The 25,089-nt window shown below is 40.1% G+C and carries 22 protein-coding genes and 1 riboswitch; of the genes, 16 read left to right on the top strand and 6 right to left on the bottom strand.

The genetic code is table 11. The annotated features are described in order from the left end of the window. Positions 1-6 precede the first annotated feature (6 nt). Genes AC3ANL_RS23370 through argH form a run of 3 tightly spaced genes read left to right on the top strand, consistent with a single transcriptional unit; the run spans position 7 to position 4,306 of the window. Entirely contained in the window at positions 7-1,110 is a 1,104-nt protein-coding gene (locus AC3ANL_RS23370) for an ABC transporter ATP-binding protein (protein ID WP_488326724.1), read from the top strand. Beyond that, the gene (locus tag AC3ANL_RS23365; RefSeq protein WP_488326723.1) at positions 1,107-2,798 is read left to right on the top strand and encodes an ABC transporter permease; all 1,692 of its coding nucleotides are present in this window, start codon (positions 1,107-1,109) and stop codon (positions 2,796-2,798) included. The genes AC3ANL_RS23370 and AC3ANL_RS23365 overlap by 4 nt, the downstream gene beginning before the upstream one ends. A 17-nt stretch (positions 2,799-2,815) precedes the next feature. Continuing rightward, positions 2,816-4,306 carry an argininosuccinate lyase gene (gene argH, locus AC3ANL_RS23360; RefSeq protein WP_488326722.1) on the top strand — a complete coding sequence of 497 codons (1,491 nt, stop codon included), beginning with the start codon at positions 2,816-2,818 and terminating at the stop codon, positions 4,304-4,306. Positions 4,307-4,432: 126 nt separating this feature from the next. Here argH and AC3ANL_RS23355 read toward each other — a convergent pair whose 3' ends face one another. Further along, complete coding sequence (locus tag AC3ANL_RS23355; protein ID WP_488326721.1) at positions 4,433-6,469, bottom strand: Na+/H+ antiporter; 2,037 nt, start codon at positions 6,467-6,469, stop codon at positions 4,433-4,435. Between the two features lie 233 nt (positions 6,470-6,702). Then, positions 6,703-6,805, top strand: a riboswitch (purine riboswitch). A gap of 141 nt (positions 6,806-6,946) precedes the next feature. Between AC3ANL_RS23355 and AC3ANL_RS23350 the strand changes: the two genes are divergently transcribed. Further along, positions 6,947-8,140 (top strand): nucleoside transporter C-terminal domain-containing protein, encoded by a 1,194-nt coding sequence (locus AC3ANL_RS23350; protein ID WP_488326720.1) that lies wholly within the window; start codon positions 6,947-6,949, stop codon positions 8,138-8,140. A gap of 106 nt (positions 8,141-8,246) precedes the next feature. On the opposite strand, the gene AC3ANL_RS23345 is transcribed toward AC3ANL_RS23350, so the two are convergent. Continuing rightward, entirely contained in the window at positions 8,247-8,429 is a 183-nt protein-coding gene (locus AC3ANL_RS23345; RefSeq protein WP_488326719.1) for a YolD-like family protein, read from the bottom strand. Between the two features lie 191 nt (positions 8,430-8,620). Between AC3ANL_RS23345 and AC3ANL_RS23340 the strand changes: the two genes are divergently transcribed. Further along, entirely contained in the window at positions 8,621-9,259 is a 639-nt protein-coding gene (locus tag AC3ANL_RS23340; protein WP_488326718.1) for a hypothetical protein, read from the top strand. An 88-nt stretch (positions 9,260-9,347) separates the two neighbouring features. Here AC3ANL_RS23340 and AC3ANL_RS23335 read toward each other — a convergent pair whose 3' ends face one another. Next, on the bottom strand, positions 9,348-10,274 hold the full coding sequence (locus tag AC3ANL_RS23335) for an SDR family oxidoreductase (RefSeq protein WP_488326717.1): 927 nt from the start codon (positions 10,272-10,274) through the stop codon (positions 9,348-9,350). A 143-nt stretch (positions 10,275-10,417) separates the two neighbouring features. Here AC3ANL_RS23335 and AC3ANL_RS23330 point away from each other — a divergent pair, with 143 nt between their 5' ends. From AC3ANL_RS23330 to AC3ANL_RS23315, 4 genes are all read left to right on the top strand, one after another. Further along, on the top strand, positions 10,418-10,612 hold the full coding sequence (locus AC3ANL_RS23330) for a hypothetical protein (RefSeq protein WP_488326716.1): 195 nt from the start codon (positions 10,418-10,420) through the stop codon (positions 10,610-10,612). Between the two features lie 160 nt (positions 10,613-10,772). Further along, on the top strand, positions 10,773-11,738 hold the full coding sequence (locus AC3ANL_RS23325) for a quinone oxidoreductase family protein (RefSeq protein WP_488326715.1): 966 nt from the start codon (positions 10,773-10,775) through the stop codon (positions 11,736-11,738). A gap of 15 nt (positions 11,739-11,753) precedes the next feature. Further along, positions 11,754-12,581, top strand: a complete 828-nt coding sequence (locus AC3ANL_RS23320; RefSeq protein WP_488326714.1) for an MBL fold metallo-hydrolase — start codon at positions 11,754-11,756, stop codon at positions 12,579-12,581. Positions 12,582-13,217: 636 nt separating this feature from the next. After that, positions 13,218-13,859: an NAD(P)-dependent oxidoreductase gene (locus tag AC3ANL_RS23315; RefSeq protein WP_488326713.1), complete on the top strand. Its 642-nt coding sequence runs from the start codon at positions 13,218-13,220 to the stop codon at positions 13,857-13,859. A 128-nt stretch (positions 13,860-13,987) separates the two neighbouring features. Here the strand turns inward: AC3ANL_RS23315 and AC3ANL_RS23310 are convergent, their stop codons facing one another. Next, positions 13,988-14,737 (bottom strand): SAM-dependent methyltransferase, encoded by a 750-nt coding sequence (locus AC3ANL_RS23310; protein ID WP_488326712.1) that lies wholly within the window; start codon positions 14,735-14,737, stop codon positions 13,988-13,990. A gap of 219 nt (positions 14,738-14,956) precedes the next feature. On the opposite strand from AC3ANL_RS23310, the gene AC3ANL_RS23305 reads away from it, so the two are divergent. The 5 genes from AC3ANL_RS23305 to AC3ANL_RS23285 all read left to right on the top strand — a co-directional run bounded on the left by AC3ANL_RS23305 (position 14,957) and on the right by AC3ANL_RS23285 (position 21,401). Continuing rightward, positions 14,957-15,340 (top strand): TerB family tellurite resistance protein, encoded by a 384-nt coding sequence (locus AC3ANL_RS23305; protein WP_488326711.1) that lies wholly within the window; start codon positions 14,957-14,959, stop codon positions 15,338-15,340. A gap of 582 nt (positions 15,341-15,922) precedes the next feature. Next, complete coding sequence (locus AC3ANL_RS23300; RefSeq protein ID WP_488329814.1) at positions 15,923-17,446, top strand: GNAT family N-acetyltransferase; 1,524 nt, start codon at positions 15,923-15,925, stop codon at positions 17,444-17,446. Positions 17,447-17,771: 325 nt separating this feature from the next. After that, a complete protein-coding gene (locus tag AC3ANL_RS23295) occupies positions 17,772-18,977 on the top strand; it encodes a hypothetical protein (RefSeq protein WP_488326710.1) in 1,206 nt (401 codons plus the stop codon). Positions 18,978-18,993: 16 nt separating this feature from the next. Next, positions 18,994-20,226, top strand: a complete 1,233-nt coding sequence (locus AC3ANL_RS23290; protein ID WP_488326709.1) for an allantoate amidohydrolase — start codon at positions 18,994-18,996, stop codon at positions 20,224-20,226. Further along, on the top strand, positions 20,226-21,401 hold the full coding sequence (locus tag AC3ANL_RS23285) for an amidohydrolase (RefSeq protein WP_488326708.1): 1,176 nt from the start codon (positions 20,226-20,228) through the stop codon (positions 21,399-21,401). Before AC3ANL_RS23290 ends, AC3ANL_RS23285 begins: the two co-directional genes overlap by 1 nt. A gap of 54 nt (positions 21,402-21,455) precedes the next feature. Here AC3ANL_RS23285 and AC3ANL_RS23280 read toward each other — a convergent pair whose 3' ends face one another. Then, on the bottom strand, positions 21,456-21,728 hold the full coding sequence (locus AC3ANL_RS23280; RefSeq protein WP_488326707.1) for a hypothetical protein: 273 nt from the start codon (positions 21,726-21,728) through the stop codon (positions 21,456-21,458). Continuing rightward, positions 21,729-22,442, bottom strand: a complete 714-nt coding sequence (locus AC3ANL_RS23275; RefSeq protein ID WP_488326706.1) for a pirin family protein — start codon at positions 22,440-22,442, stop codon at positions 21,729-21,731. Positions 22,443-22,683: 241 nt separating this feature from the next. Here AC3ANL_RS23275 and AC3ANL_RS23270 point away from each other — a divergent pair, with 241 nt between their 5' ends. Next, positions 22,684-23,553 carry a cation diffusion facilitator family transporter gene (locus AC3ANL_RS23270; RefSeq protein WP_488326705.1) on the top strand — a complete coding sequence of 290 codons (870 nt, stop codon included), beginning with the start codon at positions 22,684-22,686 and terminating at the stop codon, positions 23,551-23,553. Positions 23,554-23,656: 103 nt separating this feature from the next. After that, positions 23,657-24,898, top strand: coding sequence for a beta-ketoacyl-ACP synthase II (fabF, locus tag AC3ANL_RS23265; RefSeq protein WP_488326704.1), 1,242 nt, complete (start codon positions 23,657-23,659; stop codon positions 24,896-24,898). Positions 24,899-25,089 lie beyond the last annotated feature (191 nt).

Below are 25,089 nucleotides of genomic sequence, written 5' to 3'. Positions count from 1 at the left end.
TAGGGAATGGCGTCAATAAAAATGGATCATGTCCAAAAAGCATTTGGAAAAGTAATTGCAGTGGATCATTTAAACTTAGAAATTAAAGATGGGGAATTCTTTACTTTTCTAGGGCCAAGTGGATGTGGTAAAACGACTACATTAAGGATGATTGCTGGTTTTTATTATCCGACAAAGGGCATTGTTCGATTTGGTGATAAAGATATGACGCGTGTACCTCCAGAAAAGAGAAATACGGGCATGGTTTTTCAAAACTATGCCCTTTTTCCTCACATGACGGTATTTGAGAATGTTGCATTTGGTTTGCGAGTAAGAAAGATCTCTTCTGATGAGCTCAAAACGAGGGTAAAGGAAGTACTTCGTAAAGTCAGGCTGGATCAATATTCAGATCGTCAGGTGAGTCAATTAAGTGGAGGGCAGCAGCAGCGTGTCGCACTGGCAAGAGCACTAGTTATTGAACCTGAAATTCTCCTCCTCGATGAACCACTAAGTAATTTGGATGCAAAGCTGCGTGATGAGATGAGAAGCGAGATATTAAGGCTTCAAAAGGAATATAAGATCACAACTATTTATGTAACGCATGATCAAGCTGAAGCTTTATCAATGAGTGATCGAATAGCGGTATTTAATTTTGGCGTATGCCACCAGGTGGGAACGCCCTCTGAAATTTATAACGAACCAGCAAATGACTTTGTTGCTAGTTTTATAGGTGAAATCAATTTAATACCGGTTGAAGTTCAATCAGTAGACCAAGAAAAGGTATATGTTTCGGCCCAAATTGGTTCTGAGACAAAAGAATTGGTTGTACATAATCATCCCTTTAATGTTAATCAAGAAAACAAAGGGAATCTTGCCCTTTCCATACGGCCTGAAGCGATTAAAGTTCATGAAACTGCAGTTGAAGGAGTAAACGTGTTAATAGGAAGGATCGAAAATGTTGAATTTTTTGGTTCGGTTATTAATCTCACTATTAATGTAGGCGGGAAGCTCCTGCAAGTGCATCTTTTAAACAGTCGATCAAGTAATTTTAACGAGGGGGCATCTGTTTGGGTACAACTACCGGAAAATGAACTTAGGGTTATACCAGTTTTAAGTGGTGATGCCTCATGATTAAAAATCGTGACACGCGGCTTACACTGCTACTGTTGATTCCGGTGTTGTTAGTATTAGTTGCCTATGTTCTGTATCCATCAATCAGGACATTTATGGAGAGTTTGCAAACAACTGATGGAATATCATTTGCAAACTATCAGGATTTTTTTAGCCAGGAATCGAAAACCAATTTAGAGGCATTGTGGAATTCGGTTTATATTTCCATATTAAGTGTATTTGTCAGTGCCCTTATTGGGATTCCTCTAGCATTTATATTCAACCGCTATGATTTTCCGGGCAGAGGTTTTTTTGCTAGTGCAGCGATCATGCCAATCGTTTTGCCGTCATTGGTAGGAGTGATGGCCTTTATGTTTTTATATGGAGAAACAGGGCTCGTTCCCAATGCCATTAAAGATTTATTAGGCCTTGAAAAAGTTCCTTTTAAGATTGGCGGAGTCTCAGGAATTTTGATTGTTCATGCTTATACCATGTATGTTTATTTTTATATGACGGTATCGTCAGCCATTAATAAAATTGATCCCAGTTTGGAAGAAGCTGCCTATAATTTAGGTGCGAGTAAATTTAAAGTGTTCTGGAAGGTTACGTTTCCATTATTAACCCCGGCAATTGTAGCAGCCTCCCTATTGGTATTTATGATTTCAATGGCATCCTTTAGCGCTCCGTTCTTATTAGCAGGGGGATACCGTGTGTTAAGTTTGCAAATTTATTTTTCAAAAATCAATGGGGATATGGAGGTTGCCGCCACACAGTCTGTTATCCTTTCGATCGTTTCGATTGCCTTTTTGCTGTTTATGCGCTGGTACCAAAACAGAAAGGATTACAGGATGGCCTCAAAAGGGATTGGTGCTCATCGAAGTGAAGTAAAGAATCCACTTATGAAATGGATTATGGTGTTTGTGGGTATTGTTGGAGTCATTATTTTGTTACTTCCGCATTTTACCATTTTACTGCTCTCGTTAGTACCAGACGGAACCTGGACATGGCAGACCTATCCGTCTGTATTTAACTTTGAAAACTATCGATTATTGTTACAGGATCCAAATATTTTTAAACCATTAAAAAATAGCTTACTTTTGGCGGTGATTGCGACGGCTGGGAACCTAGTATTTGGAGTCTTAACGTCCTATCTTCTTGTAAAAAGGAAATTTGTCGGAAAAAGCTTTGTGGACATATTGGTCATGATTCCATGGGCGTTACCTGCTACCGTTATTGGGATGAATCTTATTTTTGCTTTTAATGAGCCAAATGTATTTTCATTCGGAAACATTCTCGTGGGGACGTTTTGGATATTGCCGCTTGCTTATTTTGTTCGTCACATTCCATTAGTGGTTCGATCGACGAATGCCGTTCTTGAACAATTAGACGATTCCATTGAAGAAGCATCTAGGAATCTTGGTGCAAAATGGTTTTATACCTTTAGGAAAGTTATCCTTCCCATTATCATGCCAGGTGTTTTATCGGGAACATTACTTGCATTCGTAGAATCAGTTGGTGAATTTCCGACATCAGTTTTGCTGTACACGATCTCCAATAGACCGATTTCGATTGAAATCATGAATCAGCTCAGAATGTTTAATATGGGCCAAGCTGCAGCATATGGAATGATTCAAATTGCTTTAATCGCAGTTGTTCTGTTTATTTCAAATAAAGTTTTTGGTGTAAAAGCCGAACAATCATTGTCATAAAATCGGAGATGAAAAAAATGAGTAAATTAGAGGAATTTATCAAGCGTGAAGGAACATCTTTTCCAGGAAAAACTTACGTGGAAGAGCTGTTAATGCCAGTATTTAATGATCAGCGCGACTTTTTATTCGATGTCATGTTTGATATTCACCGTGCCCATGTGATCATGCTCGAAGAACAAAATATCATTAAAACGGATGAAGCAAGAGAGATGCTAATGGGGATTAATAAGGTAGCGCAAACGGATATTAATCAAATAGCCTATCAACCCCAGTTTGAAGACCTGTTTTTCATGATGGAGGCTAAAATCGGAGAAGAAATCGGTACGGAGCTAGCAGGAAAAATCCATATTGGCAGAAGCAGGAACGATATGGGTGTGGCTATGTACCGTTTAGTATTAAGGGAACATTTATTACAGTTATTGCAGAGTTCTTATCAGTTGAGCGATGCCATTTTGGGGCAGGCAGAACATCATACAGAAACATATATAACCGGTTATACACATACACAGCCCGCCCAGCCGACTACTTTAGGGCATTATTTATTGGCAATCTATGATGTCTTACAACGAGACATTAAACGTCTATGGTCAGCCTATGAAACTGTTAATCAATCATCGCTGGGGGCTGCAGCGTTGACAACTACCGGTTTTCCAATCTGTCGAACGCGTACCTGTGAACTGTTAGGGTTTGATAGAGTAATCGAAAACTCCTATGATTCTATTGGGGGAGCTGATTATTTACTAGAAACATCTTCTGCTTTGATGACTTGTATGGTGAACACGGGCAGATGGATTCAGGATTTCTTGCAGCATGTGACAAGAGAATTCGGTACCTTTTATGTGGCAGATCCCTACGTCCAGGTCAGCAGTATCATGCCGCAAAAGCGAAATCCAGTATCAATTGAACACTCACGGTCCATTGCCAGCAGTGCCTATGGCGATGCACTGGCTGCCATGAATATGATTCATAATACTCCTTTTGGCGATATTGTCGATACGGAGGATGATTTGCAGCCCCATTTATATCGAGCCTTTAATAATGCCAATCGGGTCATGAAATTAATGAATGCGGTGATTACGACCCTAAAAGTAAACGAAGAGCACGCAAAAGAAATGGCAAAAAAATCTAGCATCACCATTACCGAGCTAGCGGATACATTAGCTAGAGATTACAACATTTCGTTTAGAAAAGCTCATTCTATTGCTAGTTATATTTCCAAAAAAACAATTAATGAGAAAAAGGAATTATATGAGTGGGAAATTAGTGAGATTAACCAAATGATTAACGGGTTCGTCGATGTGACCCTTTCCGAACAGGAATGGAAGAAAATCATTTCACCAGAATATTTTGTTGGAATCAGAAATATTCAAGGTGGACCTAGTCCAAAAGAAGTGGTTAGAATGATTAATGACAGAAAGCAAAAGCTAGGGATCCAGATGAAAGATTTTGAAAACGTTGTTGAAAAATTAACTAATAAGAGGGCTCAATTAGTAAAGTATTCAATTTAGGTAGATATTATCTACTGAAGTAGTTATCGGATCTGTTTGATGTTTAAGTGGCAACACGAAATAGGCCGCTCCATCTCGTCATGCTTTATTAAACGATGAGATAGAGCGGCCTAAACTAATTCTTATTTAATGAGAACGTACACTTGTTTCTTCCATCCAGTAGGCTTCCCTAATATTAATCTGTTTACGAATTTTTCGGATCACCTCTGCGGTTATTTCTCCTTCTTCAAATAGGTTCTGAATTTCATCCCGTTCTGCTTGAAAGGCTTTGATGCGAAGTTCTCTTTGCATTTGGGAGTAATCATGGGAATTAGAACCTTTTTTCGCTAGCTTAAATTTCATAATCATTTCATTATATTCCGCGATAATCCCATAAATAATATTTTCATTTTCTGGTGTCATAAGATCTTTCAAATAGCGAATGGCTGCTTTAGCCATGTTCACTTTTAGTGTGATCAACTTTTTCGCTTTGGCATAGCTATTATTTAGTCGTTCCTGGTTTTTAGGCACTAACAACTGAAAAAGCCTGTACACACTTCTTTTAATCAAAGTCCAAATGAATAATCGACGATATTGGATTCGGTTTGTTACGGCAAGCCGCATCCGTTGTATATGTTCTTCAGACAAATAAGAAGTTTCCCGGTCAATCTGACCGGCCTTTTTCAATTTTTCAATGTATTGGGCTTCGGCATCAAGCGCCTTCATCCGAATTTCCGTCTCCTCTAATTTCAATTGATAAGAGTGATCATCACTTCCCGTATTAAGACGATTGCGAATTTGATTGTAGATTGCAATGACCGATACGGCTGCACTGCGATTTTCATCATTCATTAATTCTCGAATCGAACGAATGGCAGCATCGGTTGTTTGAAGCAAAGCAATCCTTTCCATTTCCTTGCGCAACGCCTCGGTGTTTCCTTTTTCCGTTTTTGCGAGAATTGGTAAGAAAATGCTTGCAGTCAGGAGCGTAACCAGGATTACCCCGGCAGCTACAAAGATGATTAACGAGCGCTCAGGAAAGGGACTTCCGTCCGCTAATACAAATGGGATGGTAAATGCACCTGCCAGTGTGACAGCCCCTCTAACGCCAGAAATGGTCATGATGCCAACGGCTTTCATAGAAGGCATTTGAAGCTGCTTTTTGAGGAGCCAGGCCCACCGCCAGGCAACCATAATCCATAGGAAACGAAGCAGTAAAAGTGCCATTGAAATAATGACAATATACTTGCTCACTTCCCAATTATTGAACAACGGATCTTGGAAAATTTCATTTGTGACACTTGGTATTTGCAACCCTAACAACACAAACACCAATCCGTTTAAAATATAAATCAAAACTGTCCAAGTACTTTGCGAAACCACTCGTAACTGCATCGCAGGGGATTGGTCACGATCACGGAAAATCGTATGGACGATCCCGGCTGCTACCACTGATAAAATGCCGGAAAGATGAAAATGTTCAATAATATAAAAAATGACAAAAGGCGTCAGCAGCTGAATGAGCATGTGAATGGTGACATCCTCCATCCCAAGCCTTCGTATAAAAACTTTTAAGCGAATAATAAGGAAGGCAAGAAATGCACCTCCTAGAAATCCCCCAATGGAAATAAGTAAAAAGCTCCAGCTTGCCTCTGCCAGTGAAAAAGTGCCAGTCACAGTGGCCGCAACCGCAAATTTGAACGCCACTAAGCCTGAGGCATCATTCATAAGGCCTTCCCCTTCAAGAATATGCATAATCGTCTTGGGGATCTTCACTCTACTTGAAATAGCCCCTACAGCGACAACATCTGTAGGTGAAAGAATCGCTGCCAACGCAAATGCTGCTGGCAATGGAATTGACGGTATCAGCCAATGAATTAAGTATCCAATCGCAAACACGGTGACAAACACAAGGCCAAGGGCAAGCAATAATATAGGTTTTCGTAATTTCCATAACGCTTGTCTTGAAACATTTTTTCCATCATGAAAAAGTAATGGGGCTATAAAGAGAACGAAGAATAACTCGGGCTCCATCGGGATATGAATTCCTAACGGAAGTGACGCCAGTAAAACTCCGAGAGCAATTTGAACCAGCGGTACAGGTATGTAGGGCATTAAATGATTAATGAAACTAGACAGACCAATGATGGCGAGCAGTCCTAATACGATTAGAAAAAATTCCATGGCATGTCTCCTCTCTTATCTATTTTGTACCATTCTCCTTATGTATATTATATCAAAAGATTCATTCGAAACCTTCCTACGGTTCCTGTAGGAATCCAAAAAAGACCACGTAGTAGGGTTCTACATCTGCATCAAAAATTTTTCTAAGATTATCTTTATTGCCATAATTAGAACATTAACAAACTGTATTGAAGTTAGTTTAATACTGAGATAAGCTGTATTCTTATTCCTAAAAAAATAGTGAAAATTATCCTTGTATAATATCAGTGGAAATGGTCTGATCGTATCTACCTAGCAGCCTTTAAATGCTAGACTACAAGGAAGTGTGAAAAAAGAGATAAAAATGGCTATTTCCATAATGAAAGAAGTCCTCATTTTTTCAAACTTCCTGTCTAGCAGCTGGAAGTCTGAAAAAATGAGGACTTTTTCTATATAAATACTTAATTAGGGAAAAGATAAACCAGAGGAGTTGATCACATGTATTTTTTGTTAAATGCACTAGGTGTATTGGTAGTTATTGGGGTTATTTACCTATGCTCACCTAATAAAAAGAACGTTAAGTGGAAGTCCATATTGACTTTGTTGGTTGTTGAATTTTTAATTACATGGTTTATGTTATCAACGAAGATCGGTTCTTGGATTATTAGTAAAATAGCATCGTTTTTTTCCTGGTTAATTGCTTGTGCAAACGAAGGGATTTCCTTTGTATTTCCGTCCGTTATGGCTAATGAGCAAGTGGATTTCTTTTTTAGCGCTTTGATGCCGATTATTTTTATTATTACCTTCTTTGATATTTTGTCTTATTTCGGAATCTTAACCTGGATCATTGATAAAGTAGGCTGGCTCATTTCAAAAGTATCGGGGCTGCCAAAGCTAGAGAGTTTCTTCTCGATTCAGATGATGTTTCTTGGAAATACGGAAGCACTTGCGGTTATCCGTCAGCAATTGGCTGTTTTAAAGGAAAACAGGCTGCTTACATTCGGAATTATGAGTATGAGCAGTATCAGCGGATCGATTATTGGTGCTTACATATCGATGGTCCCGGCCACCTATATCTTTGTTGCGATTCCATTGAATTGCTTTAATGCTCTCTTGATTGCAAACATGTTAAATCCTGTCGATGTGACAAAAGAGGAAGATATCGTTTATGTTCCTGCCAAAGAGGAACGGGGAGATTTTTTCTCGACGATTTCCAATAGTATGCTCGTTGGGATCAGAATGGTGATTGTAATCATGGCAATGGTGATTGGTTATGTGGCATTAACAGCTGGCGTTAATGGGATTTTAGGATTCATTTTGCATGGCTTGACCATCCAAAAAATCTTCTCGATTATCTTTAGCCCGTTTGCATTCTTGCTTGGTTTATCAGGTGCGGATACCATGTACGTTGCTCAATTAATGGGAATTAAGCTAGCTACGAATGAATTTGTGGCGATGCTGGACTTAAAGGACAAGATACCGGACTTAGCACCCCATACAGTTGCGGTTGCGGTCACATTCTTAACGTCATTTGCTAACTTTAGTACAGTCGGGATGATTTATGGAACGTTTAATTCTACCGTTAGTGAGGAAAAATCCAAGATTATCGGAAGAAATGTATGGAAGCTCTTGGTAAGTGGAATGGGCGTATCATTATTAAGTGCGATGATTGTTGGATTGTTTGTTTGGTAAACATTTTAGCTATAACCCAGGTATTTCGAATTTGGAGAAAAATAAAAAACCTAAATCCAGTTGGTCTTAGGTAAGGTGTTGGTCCATCTTATGGCCTTTAGAAAAATTAATAAACCTTTCTAATTCCAGATAAGCGGATACTGTAAGTCTTTTGAGTTTCATCTTTCAAAGAAAGTATTTGTTCGCGCAAATTCAGGTAAGAAACACGGCCCTTAAAGGTTTGTAAGGTGCCATTTCGATCATAATCAATGGTAATCACTTTACTCTCTGCCAGTTTTTTTAAAAACATCTTAACCCACCTCATTTCGTATGATATTGGTTGTTACAATGTCATTATAAGCTTAAAATTTTAAGGTAAGATGAAGAGAATGTTAAGATATATGTTAAAATCGAGTTTCGTATACAATTCTGCCATCGGCAGGACTCGGAACAGGGACTCACAATACCTGTTCATGAAACTTTTTCTGGTAGGAGAGAACAATGGACGCTAAAGAGCAATCGTTATTAATGTATTATTATGGTAAATTGATGGAAAGTACCTTTGATGAGAAGGATGTCTATGCATTTTTACTGTTAATCCGAAATCAAAGCCAAGAGATTCGCTGTATAAATGAGCTGACAGATTTTGTTACACAGCGCAGTCAGCACAAAGGCTTTATCTATGAATACCTTTTAGAGACGCGAAAAAAGTTTGCAAGTCTTGGTAAAACGAACTCGACATTAAGAATTGAAGATGTATTTCCATTCAAGGAAATCAAACAAGGGTTCAATAAAGCGCTGGAAAATTGTCAATTACAAGGGTTATCAAATGAAAAAGTGAATGATTTGGTTACCTGCCTGATTTCAATCTTGCAACAGACAAATATTACAGAAGATAACAGGGAAATTGGTAAACTATTTTTTGCAATATCGAATAAACAAATTATTTTAATGGCAGAACTTGAAATTTCCCAAAACATTTTCAAGAAAACCAACGCTGTCTTTCCAGTTCTAACCACCAATAATAGCTATATCGATATAAAAAAGCAAGATCGCTTTGATACTCCATATCTGTTTGCTGACGAGGTGGTCGAAGTAACCAATCGTGATGGGAAATTGGAAGTTATTGTACCGAATTAATGATGATGTTTACTTAAAAATATATAGAAGGTACTAACAAAAAAAGCGGCAGGAAAAACGTTCCTGCTGCTTTTTTAGCGAAAGGTAACTAGGATGACATGACTTGCCCTCCGTTAACATGAAGTGTTTGGCCTGTCACAAATCGCGAGTCATCGGAGGCAAGATAAACAAAGGTTGGGGCAAGTTCAAACGGCTGCCCTTGGCGCTGCATTGGATTACCAGCCAATGGAACTTGGTCAGCAGAGAAACTCGCTGGAATCAGCGGAGTCCAAATGCGGCCAGGAGCTATGGCATTTACCCTAATCCCTTTCTCGACTAAATTATGTGCCAAGGCTCGGGTAAATCCAACGTTTGCTGCTTTTGTTGCTGTGTAATCAATCAACTGGTCATTTCCATAATAGGCCACAACGGACGCCGTATTTATAATTGAACTACCTGCTTTTAAATATGGAAGTGCCGCTCGAGTTGTGTAGAAATGCGAGTAGATGTTGACCTTAAAGGTATCATCGAACTGTTCATCCGTTATATCAAGTAAGCTTACTTGCTGAAATTGGATCCCGACGTGGTTGCAAAGAACATCGAGCTGTCCAAATGTTTTGATTGTTTTTTCTACGATATCGCTGCATTGTTGTTTTTGTCGCAGGTCACCTGGTAATAATAAACAACGTTGTCCAAGTTCCTCAATTCTCGTTTTGGTTCGGTTGGCATCCTCATGCTCATCCAAATAGGCGATCGCTACATTTGCCCCCTCTTTAGCAAAAGCAATCGCAGCAGCTGCCCCCATTCCACTGTCACCACCAGTTATTAACGCGACTTTTCCTGCTAATTTTCCACTGCCTTTATAATGGGGGTTTTCTATGATCGGCCTTGGGACCATTAATTTTTCAACACCGGGCTGGCGTAATTGACGTTGTTCTGGAACTGTGAGCGGAATGTCTTCATAACGCGTTATTCTACCGTAATGCGGATACATTGGATAATCCTGATTGGGTGGCTCGCGATGATCATGTGCCATAGAAATCCTCCTATAAAAACATTTTCCTGTTACTTTATGATATCTGTGCTAACTGAGTGCATATAGGATATCAATACATGAAAAATCAGACTTGGTACGGGCTCATTCCAATTAAGGTTGGAATAAAGTGGAGGATAAAAGGAATGTTCAAGGAGGTAATTACTGTGCGGTATGACCAGTTCAGCAGGGAAGGATTACTTTTATTAGTAAATCATTCCGACGAAAAAGTAGCGGTTGTATACAATTCTAATCCGATACCATTTAAAATGCCTAAGATAGGGCCGAGACCACCTTATTACGCGAATCCAAGATATGAGCAGTATTATCCAGTCATCTGATTGGAATTTTCTACAATACCATAGCTAGAGGAAAAGATGCCTTTAAATCATTGGCTGCCGATGATTAGGCATTTTTTATATTATAGTTATTTGCATTTCAAAATAAAATTCTATTTAATAAAAGTGTGAAATTAAATAAAAATAGAATGAGGGTATTCACTTGAAAGCACTTGTGTTTAATACATTTGGAGGGCCAGAAGTACTGGAGTATGCGGAAATCGCAAATCCTACTATTGGGCCGGATGAGATACTAGTCAGAATGAAAGCCATTGGCTTGAACTTTGCTGATATATATAGAAGAAAAGGGAACTACCATCTTGCTGGGAACCCACCTTACATCTTAGGGTATGAAGGAGCGGGTATTGTTGAAAAAATAGGGGGAAATATCCAGGGGATTCAAGTGGGTGACCGGATTGCCTTTGCCGATGTACCCTATGCCAATGCTGAGTTGGTAGCCGTTCCGATTGAAAAGGCCATTCCAGTCCCGGAAGCTATCTCATTTGCGGATGCCGCATCTGTATTGCTGCAGGGCCTGACCGCCCATTATTTAACGCGGGATAGCTATGCTGTTAAGAAAAATGACGTGGTCCTTGTTCATGCGGCAGCTGGCGGTGTTGGGCAGCTGCTTGTCCAAATCATCAATCTGCTCGGTGGTAAAGTAATTGGTTTGACTTCTTCCATAGAAAAGGCAAAGGCTGCGAAAGAAGCAGGAGCAGCTCACGTTTTTCTGTACAAGGATGATTGGAAGAGTCAGGTGCTCGAGGAAACAAACGGCAAGGGCGTTGATGTGGTATATGAATCAGTGGGATCCACACTTCAAGATAGCTTCGAGACCGTCCGTGTCGGTGGAACGGTTGTTTTTTATGGAATGTCAGGGGGAGACCCAGCGCCTGTTGACCCGAGAATGTTAATGGATACATCTAAAACACTGACAGGCGGAGATCTCTGGAATGTTCTTACCTCCCGTGAAGAACGAATTCTGCGATCGAATGAGCTGTTTGGATGGATGGCAGAGGGGAAAGTTCGGGTAGCTGAGCCAACTGTTTTTCCTTTGCGCGATGGCCAAGAAGCACACCGGTATTTAGAGAGCCGTAAGAGCACCGGGAAAATCTTATTGATTCCGTAGGGAAGAGGAGAGGCTATGATTCAATTTCAAAATGAGTTTATGACCGTTTTTCAAAGCGCATTATACCAGACTACATGTACAGTAGTAGAGACAAATGATTTCGTACTCGTAGTAGATCCAAATTGGCTTCCACATGAAATAGAGGAAATCCAGCAGCATGTGTCCCGCATGAAAGGGAATCGGGAGCTGTACCTTCTGTTCACCCATGGCGATTTCGATCACGTGATCGGCTATCGTGCCTTTCCGGGGGCCAAAGTGATCGGGAGCAAGGGATTGCAAGACCATCCAAATAAACAGCAAAAAGTAGAGTTGATTCATCAATTTTATAATGAATATTATATTAAAATGCCCTACCCAATTGACTTTCCAGAAGTGGATTTCGTGATTGAGGAAGATGGACAGCAGCTGGTGCTGGGGGAGACAACGATCACTTTTTATCTGGCGCCGGGACATACGCACGATGGTCTATTTACGATCATAGAACCGCTTGGTGCATGGATTGCCGGAGATTACCTCTCCGATTTTGAACTACCGTTTATATACGACAGTGCCAGGGCATACGAGGTAACACTTCAGAAAGCAGAACAAATTCTGAAGAACCATAAGATCTCGGTTCTGATCCCTGGTCATGGCCAAACGACGACAAGCAAGGATGAAGTCAAGCGGCGTATTCATTTGTCGCAAGATTATCTCGAGCGATTGATTGCAGCGGTGTCGAATGATGATTCAAATGCACTGCTTGCCTTGGAAAAAGAAATGCCATTTCCATCAAGTTTCACAAAACAAAGCCATCAGGACAATATTACGATTATTCAGCGGGAATATACAAAACCCCAAATTTAAAATTTCTTCATTTTTAGTGTCTAGCGATTGTGAGTTTGTTCCTTTGGGGGGTTATAAAAGACAAAAATGGTGGAACACCGAGGAGATTTGTCTTTAATCGAGGTTTATTAAAGACAAAATGTGTGGAACACCGAGGAGAATTGTCCTTAAGCAGGGTTATTAAAGACAAAATGTGCGGAACGCCAAGAAGTATTGTCCTTAATCGAGGGTTATTAAAGACACAAATGGTGGAACGCCAAGGAGAATTGTCCTTAAGCAGGGTTATTAAAGACAAAATGTGCGGACCGCCAAGAAGATTTGTCCTTAAGCAGGGTTATTAAAGACAAAAATGGTGGAACACCGAGGAGATTAGTCTTTAATAAGGGTTATTAAAGACAAAATGCGCGGACCGCCAAGAAGATTTGTCCTTAAGTGGGGGTTATTAAAGACAAAAATGGTGGACCGCCGAGGAGACTTGTCTTTAATCGAGGTTTATTAATGGGTACCATGTTCACCAAAACGTTCCTCTTCCTAAACCTTTCAACCTGTTAAAGTTTTAAATCAAGTTGGTTGACAACAACGCTGGTTGTAACTTATATTATTACATGTAATCAAATTAGTTACAATTAGAAATTATTAATATTGGAGGAGTTAAACATGAAAGTAGCAATTATTGGTGCAAGTGGAAAAGCTGGCAGCCTTATTCTTAAAGAAGCTCTGGACAGAGGTCATGAGGTAACAGCGATTGTACGTACTGCCGCCAAACTTCAAAATCAAGCTGTAGCTGTTTTGGAAAAAGACGTGTTTGACTTAAAAGCAGAAGATATTCAAGGATTTGATGTTGTCGTAAATGCGTTTGGTGCAGCTCCAGGTAAAGAGCATCTTCATGTAGAAGCAGGCCGGGTATTAATCGAGGCACTAAAAGGCGCACCTCAAACAAGATTAATCGTAGTCGGTGGAGCAGGAAGTTTGTTTGTGGATGAAGCCAAAACGATGCGCGTCATGGATACTCCTGACTTTCCAAAAGAATTTTACCCAACTGCTTCAAATCAAGGTAAAAATCTTGAGGATCTACAAAATGCAACAGATATTAAATGGACCTTTATTAGCCCAGCTGCATTCTTTAATCCTGAAGGCAAAAGAACCGGTTCTTATCAAAAAGGTAAAGATCAAATCATCGTAAATGCACAAGGCCAAAGCTATGTAAGTTACGCAGATTTCGCTATCGCTGTACTAGATGAAATTGAAAACCCACAACATATTAATGAACGATTCACATTAGTTTCAGAAGCAGAATAGTTCATAGACAAAAAATGATGTCTCAAAAGGGTTTGACCTCATAACTAACACTCAATATATAAAGGCTTATTAAGAAAAGCACGGTAATATTTTGAGGGGATGGGGTCTGCCCCCCTTTGCTTGCAACATTATGTCCGATACAAATACAACCCAAATCCCAAGGTGTCTCTGCCCCATTTTAAATAAGTTCTTCTCCAAGCTCGAATTCGTTCCAGCATGGCTTCACGATCAGGATCATCTGGATTCTCAAGACAATAATTTTCAATAGAGGAGGAATAAAGCCATTCATAATCATCCCAATTATCATCATTGGCTACATAGGACCAAAGCGGAATTAAACCTAAATCCTCGACGGTTTTAACAGTATCGGCATGGCTTTTACATTCAGATTCATCCGCCCCTCCAAGCGCTTCTAAATATTCCGCACTAGGCGTCTGTTTCCAATAGCCTTCACCGATCAAAATATATCCATTTTTCTTGACGAGGTCCTTCAACTTCTGAAGCGTAGTTTCTAGACCGCCCAATGCATGGGTAGACCCAATACAAATGCCTAAATCATAGCTGCCTTGCTCGCATTCTTCAACAGCTGCGACAGCATCCTCGACAATATACTTAATACTATCCTCAGGAATTCTGCTGCTTGCTCGTTTCTTCGCTTCCTCAATGGCCCCGCTGTACAATTCGATTGCGGTAGCTGTTACTTGGTAGTTTTCTACCAAACGAATCAACAGTTCACACTTTCCTGAACCAATATCAATCACTTTATCTTTCGGCTTTGGCGCGACCATCCCTATCATTTTCATAAGTTTTTCTTCATTAATAGGATTACTAAATGCATGATTACGATGAGCAATCGTTGAAAATTTGTTTCGATCCATGGGTATGTCTCCTTTTTTAAAAAAATAAGGTTGGGATATCACAACTCATCTTTTCAATATTCCTAATACACTAAAGAATATTATATCAGTTCCTGAGTGCTGCAGACACAAGCAGTTAGGGAAGAGCTCTAGGACTTTTGTCTTTCCAATCCTCCTATGGTGAAACTTTAGCGGATCTTTTTCGTATAATATAACAAAGATTAAAAGGAGATGTACTTCATGTTCCTAGCAGAACTTCAACTAGAGGAGAAAATAGCGTTTCTTGAATTAGCTGCGCTTATTGCTCAAATAGATGGAAATGTATCGATTTATGAAAATTCTATTCTTAACAAGTATCAAAAGGAAATGGGGCTTGAGGATTATCAAATAAGAGGTCTAGCCATTAATAATATTCTAGCGGCATTCAAAAATGATCGATCCAAAAATATCGTCTTAACTGAACTTTTTCAATTAATTTATTCAGATGGTGTTTTTCATAATCAGGAAAGTGAATATGTTCGTTTAATAAAAGAACAGTTCGGCTTTAATGCCAGTGAATTTAGCAGTTTTAAGGATTGGATCAGTAAAATAAAGGAATTGTCGGAATCAAAAAGTGAAAGCTAAAATAAGAAAAGCGCAAGCGCCCTGTTCAGCGGCGTATGGCCTCCTCGGAAAAGCTAACGCTTTCCCTTCGTGCGATGCAAATGCTGCCGAAGCCTTCCTTATGGAGCGCTCCAACTGAGATAAGGTGAAACTTCGATCAGCGAACGTTCTTCTCGCTGATTGTTAGTTGAACCGATCGGGTTCTTACGGGCAGTTGAGAATCTACTGCCCGTTAAACGCGATAAAGGAAACACGAAGAGCCGGAGGCGCATTCGTGCTTGACTTATCGTAGGGCGGAGAGCGAAGGACACTAGCCGCTAGGGCGCTGGAGCTGGACATTTCTCAACGTCAAAACTTATAAATTCTTATAGTACTAGGAAAAGGGTCTGCCCCCACGATTAACACTCTATAAATTGTCGCCTAATAAGAAAAGTTTAGCGATATGTTGAGGTGGCGGGGTCTGCCCCTTTTTTTAAAAGGATGAACAAATTTTGAGAATAATTTTTAAAAATAAGGAATAGGATGTTAATTATGTTATTAAACAGGGAACATTACATGTAGGAATATTTATTGTAGAGGTGTGAGACCGTGACAGAAACAGACATGTCAAAATACGAGAAGAAAATCATCATACGCAATATACGTATGGAAGATATTGATGCCATTATCGAATTAGGGAAAGTTTGTTTCCCAAACATGGAGCCGTGGAAGCGGGAGCAATTAATGAGTCACATTCGAGTTTTCCCTGAGGGTCAATTCTGTGTGGAATATGAAGACAAGATTGTGGGATCTTGTTCGAGTCTAATTGTAGATTTCGATGAATATAAAGATCAACACACGTGGAAGACCATTACTAACAATGGTTATATTACCAATCATGACCCTGACGGATTTAATCTCTACGGGATAGAAGTAATGGTGGACCCTGAATATCGCCGAATGAAATTAGGACACCGATTGTATGAGGCACGGAAGGAGCTGGCCCGTCAGTTAAATCTCCAAAGTATTATTATTGGTGGTAGAATACCGAACTATCACTTATATAAAGAAGAGATGACAGCTCGTGAATATGTGGATGCAGTTGAGAAGCATAGCATCTATGATCCAGTACTTTCCTTTCAACTGCTTCAGGGATTTTCGATTAAACGAATAAATACGCGATACCTGCCAGATGACAAGGCATCAGGGGCGTTTGCCACTCTGATGGAATGGCATAATATTGATTATCTACCTAAATCACGAAGGGTTTATCGGGCAGCATCGCCTGTTCGGATTTGCGCTATTCAATATATGATGAAAAAAATTGATTGCTATGAGGAATTTACACGTCAAGTTGAATATTATGTTAGCGTGGCAGCGGATTTTGGATCAGACTTTGCTGTGTTTCCAGAGATATTTACTACACAATTGATGTCATATCTTGACGAAAAAAGGCCGGATCAAGCTGTAAGACTGCTAGCCACTTACACCAATAAATATATTGAACTTTTTACGGAACTCGCAGTCCGCTATAACATCAATATTGTTGGTGGATCCCATTTTGTTGAAGAGAATGAGGATGTTTTCAATGTCGCCTATTTATTCCGACGCGATGGGACGATTGAGACACAATCCAAGCTACATATAACCCCTAATGAGCGAAAATGGTGGGGGATTTCAGAAGGAAATGAATTTAATGTGTTTGACACTGATTGTGGAAAAATTGCCATTTTAATCTGTTATGACATTGAGTTTCCGGAACTAGCCCGAATTGCAGTTGATAAGGGAGCAAACATCATTTTTGTTCCATTTTGTACAGATGATCGTCAAGGCTATCTTCGTGTTAGATATTGTGCGCAGGCACGGGCAATTGAGAACCAAATCTATACTTGTATTGCTGGTACAGTAGGGAACTTAACGCATGTGAAAAACATGGATATCCAATATGCGCAGTCCGGAATTTTCAGCCCATCGGATTTTGAATTTGCCAGGGATGGAATTGTCGGGGAATGTGATGCAAATATAGATACCGTAGTCGTAGGTGATATTGACCTAGAAAAACTAAGACGGTCCCAAAAAACAGGTTCAGTCCGCCAGCTGCAAGATCGCCGACGAGACCTCTATCGAATCGAATGGGGTAAAATCTAATATTAGAATGGTTGAAATAAACAAAATGGTGTCAGGCACCACCCGTGGACAAATGTCCATTTGTGGTGCCTGACACCATTTTTCAGTTTAACAAGGTGGTAAGGTTTCTAAGTGTGCGTTAGATATTATTATTAAAATAATTATATTAGTTGTTCAGTATAGGAATTTTAATCTTAAAAGTAAGAGGATAGGTTGAAAACGATTGCAAAAATATTACCAATAATTTAAATTGACTGAAAAATATAATTATATTATTATTGTAATAACATATTATTTTTCGTGTAACGAAAGATATGAAAAATTAATAGAAAGTGAAGGTAACCTTATGTCTCAAATGCTAGCTTTAGTCATTGTTGTTCTTATATTATTAATTGGAGATTGGGTTGCTATTCGAACAAAAGCCTGGGTACCGTCTATTTTTATCAGTGCCGTTTTGTTTCTAATTGGATATTGGACGTTCTTTCCAAAAGATATCGTTTCAATCGCAGGTGTTCCTCCAGTAGTAGCAACGATGTTGATGTACCTATTAATTACGAATATGGGAACTTTATTATCTCTTAAAGAATTAAAGGCTCAATGGAAGACGATTCTCATTGCACTCTCTGGCATTATCGGCATAATCGTATTCTTGTTGGGGATTGGAACATTCATTTATGGTTTTGAAACCATGGTTGTCGCGATTCCTCCTTTAGTTGGCGGTGTAGTGTCTGCCTTAATCATGTCAGAAGGTGCAAAAGAGGCCGGGTTGGCTACCCTTTCCGTGTTTGCTATCGTCATCTATGTGATGCAGGGCTTTGCAGGTTATCCACTGACTTCTATCATGTTGAAAAAAGAAGGCAAGAGACTACTGACAAAATACCGCAATGGTCAATTAGCTGTTGCAGATCAAGTGCAAGCAGGTTCTGAAGTGGCTGCTTCAGTAGAAACACCATCAGTAGAGCTTAAATTATTTAAAAATTTGCCCGAAAAATACAATACAGAATTTTTTAAATTTTTCAGGCTGGCCCTTGTGGGCTTTCTTGCCTACCTTGTTTCAACACTTTTGGCACCAGTCGTTTCCGTTAGTCCGTTTGTCCTTTGCTTATTGTTCGGTATTATTGCAAAAAGTATCGGCTTCTTGGAAAAGCAGGTTTTACAAAAAGCAAATGGTTTCGGTTTTGCCATCATGGGTCTTATGTTGTTTATATTTGACGGATTAAAACAAGCAACACCAAGCATGATGCTGGAAATCATTTATCCACTCATTGGAACAATTGTTATTGGCGTTATTGGCATGTACATTTTCTCATTCATCGCAGGTAAGATCCTGAAAGTAAGTAAAGAAATGGCGTTTGCTGTTTCCTTAACCGCCTTATATGGATTTCCGGCAGATTACATTATCACGACCGAAGTAATTAAGTCATTAACAAATGATGAAAAAGAAAAAGAAGTGCTAACCAGCCATATGCTGCCTCCTATGCTCGTCGGTGGTTTCATTACAGTTACGATTGTATCAGTTATTTTAGCAGGTATCTTTGTGAAATTCTTGTAAAAAAGAGGCGATTTGAATGGACACCCTTCAAAAACGAATTGAAGGACATATTGACCAACTAAGTACCTATACAGCTTCACCTGGAAAAGGGACTACAAGACTTACCTATAGTAAAGAAGATAAACAAGCGCGGGACTATATTAAAGGAAAAATGAAGGAATACGGATTATCTGTTCGCGAAGATGGTTTTGGTAATATTTTTGGAAAGCTTGAGGGGACGCTAAACGAGGGTCCAAGCGTTCTCATAGGTTCCCACTTTGACTCAGTCCCAAATGGCGGCTCCTATGACGGTCCTGCTGGAGTAGTGGCAGGACTTGAGGTAGCGGCTCTTTTTGTCCAAAATCATTTAACACCTAAATATCCATTAGAAGTAATTGCTCTAATCGAAGAAGAGGGAGCGAGATTTGCCGGAGGATTGATGGGTTCTAGAGGGATCACCGGCTTGCTGAGCGAGGAAGATTTTAATAGTTTAACGGATAAAGATGGCATCTCCACAGTGGAAGCGATGGTGCAAATCGGACTAGACCCCTCGCTTCCTAAAAAAAGAGATCCGAAAACGGTTAAGGCATTTCTAGAGTTACATATTGAACAGGGGCCAATATTGGAGGAAAAAAATATTCCAATTGGTGTAGTCGAAGCCATCGTTGGATTAACCCAATTTGTGATTACCGTAGAAGGGCAGGCAGGACATGCCGGAACAACGCCAATGGAGCGCCGCTCAGATGCGTTAGTCACCGCTGCAAAAATGATTGCTCAATTTCCTAGTCTTGCAATCGAAGAAGGAAACGGGACGGTTATGACGACAGGCCAGTTACATGTCTTTCCTAACGGTGCCAATGTCATTCCTAAAAAGGTAGTCTTTACAGTCGATTTAAGGTCAGGCAAGGATGAGCATATCCAAAACGTAATCGAAAAAATAAACAAATTAATAGAATCCTATCGTACCGATGGACTTCAGATATCGGCTGAACAGCAATTATATATGCAGCCGAAGGTCATGAATCAAAAAATTAAAGATCTTCTGAAGCAAACGAGTGAGGATTTGGGGATTCCCGCTTGTTCTATTAACAGCGGTGCCGGTCATGATGCGATGGTTTTCTCTGATTTTACGGATGTAGGGATGCTCTTTATTCCTAGTAAGGATGGGCTTAGCCATTGTCCGGAAGAGTGGTCCGATTCTCGTCATCTTGCAAATGCCGTGCAAATTCTATTTGAGACAGCTAAGAAATTAACGGAGGTTGAAGAGTAATGATCAATGAAAAAATTAAAGCAGCGATTCAAACTTATAGCGAGGAGTTAACAGCCCTCCGCAGAAAGCTCCATAGTGAGCCTGAACTATCTTGGGAGGAAGAAAATACAACAGCTTTTGTTTGTGAGTATCTCGAAAATCTAGGAATCTCTTATCGCAGGACGGTGCCGACTGGTGTCATTGCCACTATTGAAGGTGGAAAACCTGGTAAAACGGTTGCGTTAAGAGGGGACATGGATGCCTTATCAGTAGAAGAACTGAATAAAGACTTACCGTATGCATCGAAGGTAGAGGGAAAAATGCATGCCTGTGGCCACGATTCCCATACAGCGATGCTGTTGATTGCTGCTAAAGCTTTAAATGAAAGTAAAGAGGATTTGCCTGGTAATGTTCGTTTAGTGTTCCAACCTGCTGAGGAAGTAGCAGAAGGAGCCAAAGCGATGGTGTCACAAGGGGCAGTTGACGGCGTAGATAACGTCTTTGGAATTCATATCTGGTCACAAATGCCGACCAACAAGGTTTCTTGTCCAGCAGGGCCATCCTTCGCTTCAGCAGATCTATTTACGGTAACGTTCAAGGGCAGGGGCGGTCATGGGGCTATGCCGCATGATTGTATCGATGCAGCGATTGTCGCGTCCTCTTTTGTCATGAATGTGCAAGCAATCGTGTCAAGGACAGTTGATACGCAAAAACCTGCAGTTCTAACTGTTGGAAAAATGGTAGTCGGCACCCGCTTCAATGTCATTGCTGAGAATGCAGTGATTGAAGGCACGGTCCGCTGTTTTGACCCTAAAACACGAGATCATATTGAAACGCAGCTTCAGCATTATGCAGAACAGGTTGCGGCAATGTATGGTGCAACAGCAAAAGTGGAATACATTCGGGGAACTCAAGCGGTAAATAACGATGAATACAGCGCGAAACTGGTTCAAAAAGTAGCAGCAGAGGCTTTTGGCGAAGATGCGGTGTATTTCGAAAAGCCGACAATGGGCGGTGAGGACTTCAGTGAATATATGGCCGTAGTTCCTGGCAGCTTCGCACTTGTGGGCAGCGGTAATCCTGAAAAAGATACCCAATGGGCGCACCATCACGGCAAATTCAATATTGATGAGGACGCACTCGTTACGGGAGCGGAACTTTACGCTCAATATGCATGGGCATATTTAAATGAATAAAAATCAACAAAAGCGTAAGCGCCCTGGTCAGGGCGCTTACACTTTTGTTCCTGTTTACACGGGATAGACGGTTTTATGGTCAGCTAGTATAATAAATTTGCTTTCGTCCGCTAAGAACTGGATATTTCCCTCTGAAGAATAATACCAGGTCTTTTGATTGTCCTCCGCATGAAAGATATTAAGTTCATCACGGAATTTCAAGACGGCTGCTGCTGTTTCTTTATCGAGGGAAAATGAGATTTCCCACCCATTAGCAACTTGTTTTATTTCGTATTCAGTCGTTTCACAGAGAAGCCTGCTGCCAACAGTATGTCGTACATATAACACTTATTCCTCACCTCCAGGCAGATCAATTAAAAGGAAAAAGGAATCTTGTTTTGCATGTAACGTTAACTCATGAAGGTCAGAGATACGAGCATCATCTCGTTTTTGCATGATCAAGTCATCATTAAGCAAGAGTTCTCCTTCGATGACAAAAAGATACATCTTTCGCCCTGCTTGCTGCTGAAAATGAAGCTCTTTTTGAGCATCTAATTTTGATAAATAAAGGGTTACATCCTGATGAATCATAGCAACATTGTCACCGGGATTATTGGACACGATGGGTAAGAGTTCATTTCTTAATTTGTCGGGATCAAATGAAATATCCTCATAGGATGGCGGTAATTGTTTCTGATTTGGTAAGAACCATAATTGTAAAATATGAGTTTCTTCATCTGTCGAAGGATTAAACTCAGAGTGCAGGACACCCGTACCTGCTGTCATCCGTTGGATATTACCATATTGCAAAACACCGACATTTTTCAGACTGTCTTCATGCTTTAATTGACCCTTTAACACGATCGAAACAATTTCTGCCTCCCGATGGGGATGAATGCCAAATCCTTTGCCAGGTTGAATGATATCGTCATTTAACACACGCAATGGACCGAATTGGAGATTATTTTCATCATAATAGGGGCCAAATGAGAAGCTAAAATTGCTTTCTAGCCAATCATTTTTGGATGAAAATCGTTTGTTGGATGGATTAAGTTGGATCATCTGTTTGCTCCTTTTCTTTTTATGAATATTTTATTTGTCTTGAATTAAAGATAATTGTACTATAATAAAAGGGAATATACTATTAATTTGCTGGTTTATCCAATTATTACAAAAAAAATTTCCCTGACGAAACATTATTTTCTCAAGTCTACTTATATAAAACGAGGCAAAAAGGTTGCTCTAGACCCACTCAACCATTAGAGATATTATAGATTAGTATGTGGTTGGGAGGGAAATTGACATGGATGAACAAAAATATCATGACCTTAAATTAGGAGAACGTGGAGCAATCATTGGGATGATTGCTTATATTTGTCTCTCTATCTTAAAATTAGTGTTTGGCTATATAAGTGACTCTGCAGCATTGAAAGCAGACGGTTTAAACAATACAACAGATATTATCGCTTCTCTAGCAGTCTTAATAGGATTAAAAATTTCACAAAGACCCCCTGATGAAGATCATGGGTATGGTCATTGGAAAAGCGAAACCATTGCCTCAATGGTCGCTTCCTTCATTATGGCAGCGGTCGGTATACAGGTATTGACGGACGCTATTTCCTCTATGTTTCAGGGAGGAAAAGAGACACCAGACATGATGGCTGCATATGTGGGGATGGGTTCAGCCCTTGTGATGTATTTGGTTTATCGGTACAATAAGAAATTAGCTAATAAAATTAATAGTAAAGCTGTGATGGCAGCTGCAAAAGATAACATTTCCGATGCATGGGTCAGTATAGGAACAGCCGTAGGGATAATTGGTTCCCAATTAAACATGCCATGGCTAGATACGATTACGGCCATTATTGTAGGTCTATTAATCTGTAAAACAGCTTGGGATATCTTTAAACAAGCTTCTCATGAACTTTCAGACGGATTTGATGAAAATAAGATTCAACTTTATCAAGATGTGATTATAGACGTAGATGGAGTGAAGGGTATCAAAGAAATTAAAGGGAGAAATTATGGCAATAATGAAGTAATCGATGTTGTTATTCTTGTCCATTCTACCTTAGATATTCGACAAGCCCATGATATCGCGACACATGTTGAAAAAATCATGATCAATGATTATGGGGTTTATGATGTACATGTTCATGTTGAACCAAATTAATGGATACATATGGCGGCCCTTATATCAATGCATATCAAAGCATGAGGTGAAGTTGAAGCTCATGCTGTTTTAATAATTTTTAAGCGATTGGAGTGAACAGCCTGTGGAAAGACGAGTCGTGATTACGGGGATTGGAGCAGTTACTCCTTTAGGGAATGATGCTGTGACATCATGGGAGCAGATTAAAAATGGTGTATCAGGTATTGGTCCAGCAACCAGCTTTGATCTAGAAAAAGTAGATGTTAAGATTGCCGCGGAAGTAAAAGACTTTGCACCAGAAAAATTTATGGACATGAAAGAATCAAGAAGAATGGGCCGCTTTAGTCAATTTGCGGTTGCTGCAAGTAAAATGGCTGTAAAAGACGCTGATATTAAAATTGGCGAGGATATCGCCGCTGAACGGATCGGTGTTTGGATTGGTTCCGGAATTGGCGGGTTAGGGGAGTTTGAAGAGCAACATAAGAAATTCTTAGAGAAGGGTCAAAGAAGGGTCAACCCCTTTACGATTCCCATGTTTATTCCTGACATGGCAGCAGGTCGAGTTTCTATTGAAGTAGGAGCAAAAGGAATCAATAATTGTTCGGTAACGGCGTGTGCTTCCGGAGCCAACTCCATCGGGGATGCCTTTCGTGTAATCCAAAAGGGCGATATTGATATGATGATTGCCGGCGGAACAGAGGCAACGATTACGGAGATGACAGTTGCAGGATTCTCGAATATGACCGCACTTTCGAAAAATCCAGATCCGCAATCAGCCAGCAGACCGTTCGATAAAAATCGGGATGGATTTGTCATCGGTGAAGGCGCTGGAATTGTGATTTTAGAAGAGTTAGAACACGCCTTAGCGCGCGGTGCCCATATATACGGAGAATTAATTGGCTATGGGGCTACGGGTGATGCCCATCATATTACAACGCCTGCACCAAACGGAGAAGGGGCAGGGCGATCAATGAAATTAGCATTAGAGGATGCGAATATTGCGCCAGACCAAGTGGACTATATCAATGCCCATGGTACTTCCACCTATTATAATGACTTGTATGAAACGTTAGCCATTAAAGAAGTGTTTAAAGAACATGCCTATCAGATACCTGTTAGTTCAACGAAATCGATGACAGGACATTTGTTGGGAGCAGCGGGTGCCATTGAGGCCATTTTTTCTCTATTCGCCATCAAGGAAGGGATCATCCCGCCAACCATTAATTATGAAACACCAGATGAACAACTCGATCTAGACTATGTTCCAAACGTAGCAAAAAAGCAAGATGTTCAAGTGGTATTATCCAATTCATTAGGCTTTGGCGGTCACAACGCCACATTGATCTTCAAAAAGTTTTCATCGTAATTATATAAAAAAGGTGCCTGACCCCCAATGCTTTAACGCGTTAACGTTCTGGGGGTCAGGCACCTTTTTTATTTGATAAGAATGTATAAAAATCTTCGAGAAATGTCCAGCTCCAGCGCCCTAGCGGCTAGTGTCCTTCGCTCTCCGCCCTACGATAAGTCAACATCGAATCGCCTCCTGCTCTTCGTGTT

It is taken from the genome of Neobacillus sp. DHD-1R (genome assembly GCF_057747995.1).
The sequence above is the reverse complement of the archived record's forward strand: the minus strand, read 5'-3'. Positions and strand labels throughout refer to the sequence as shown.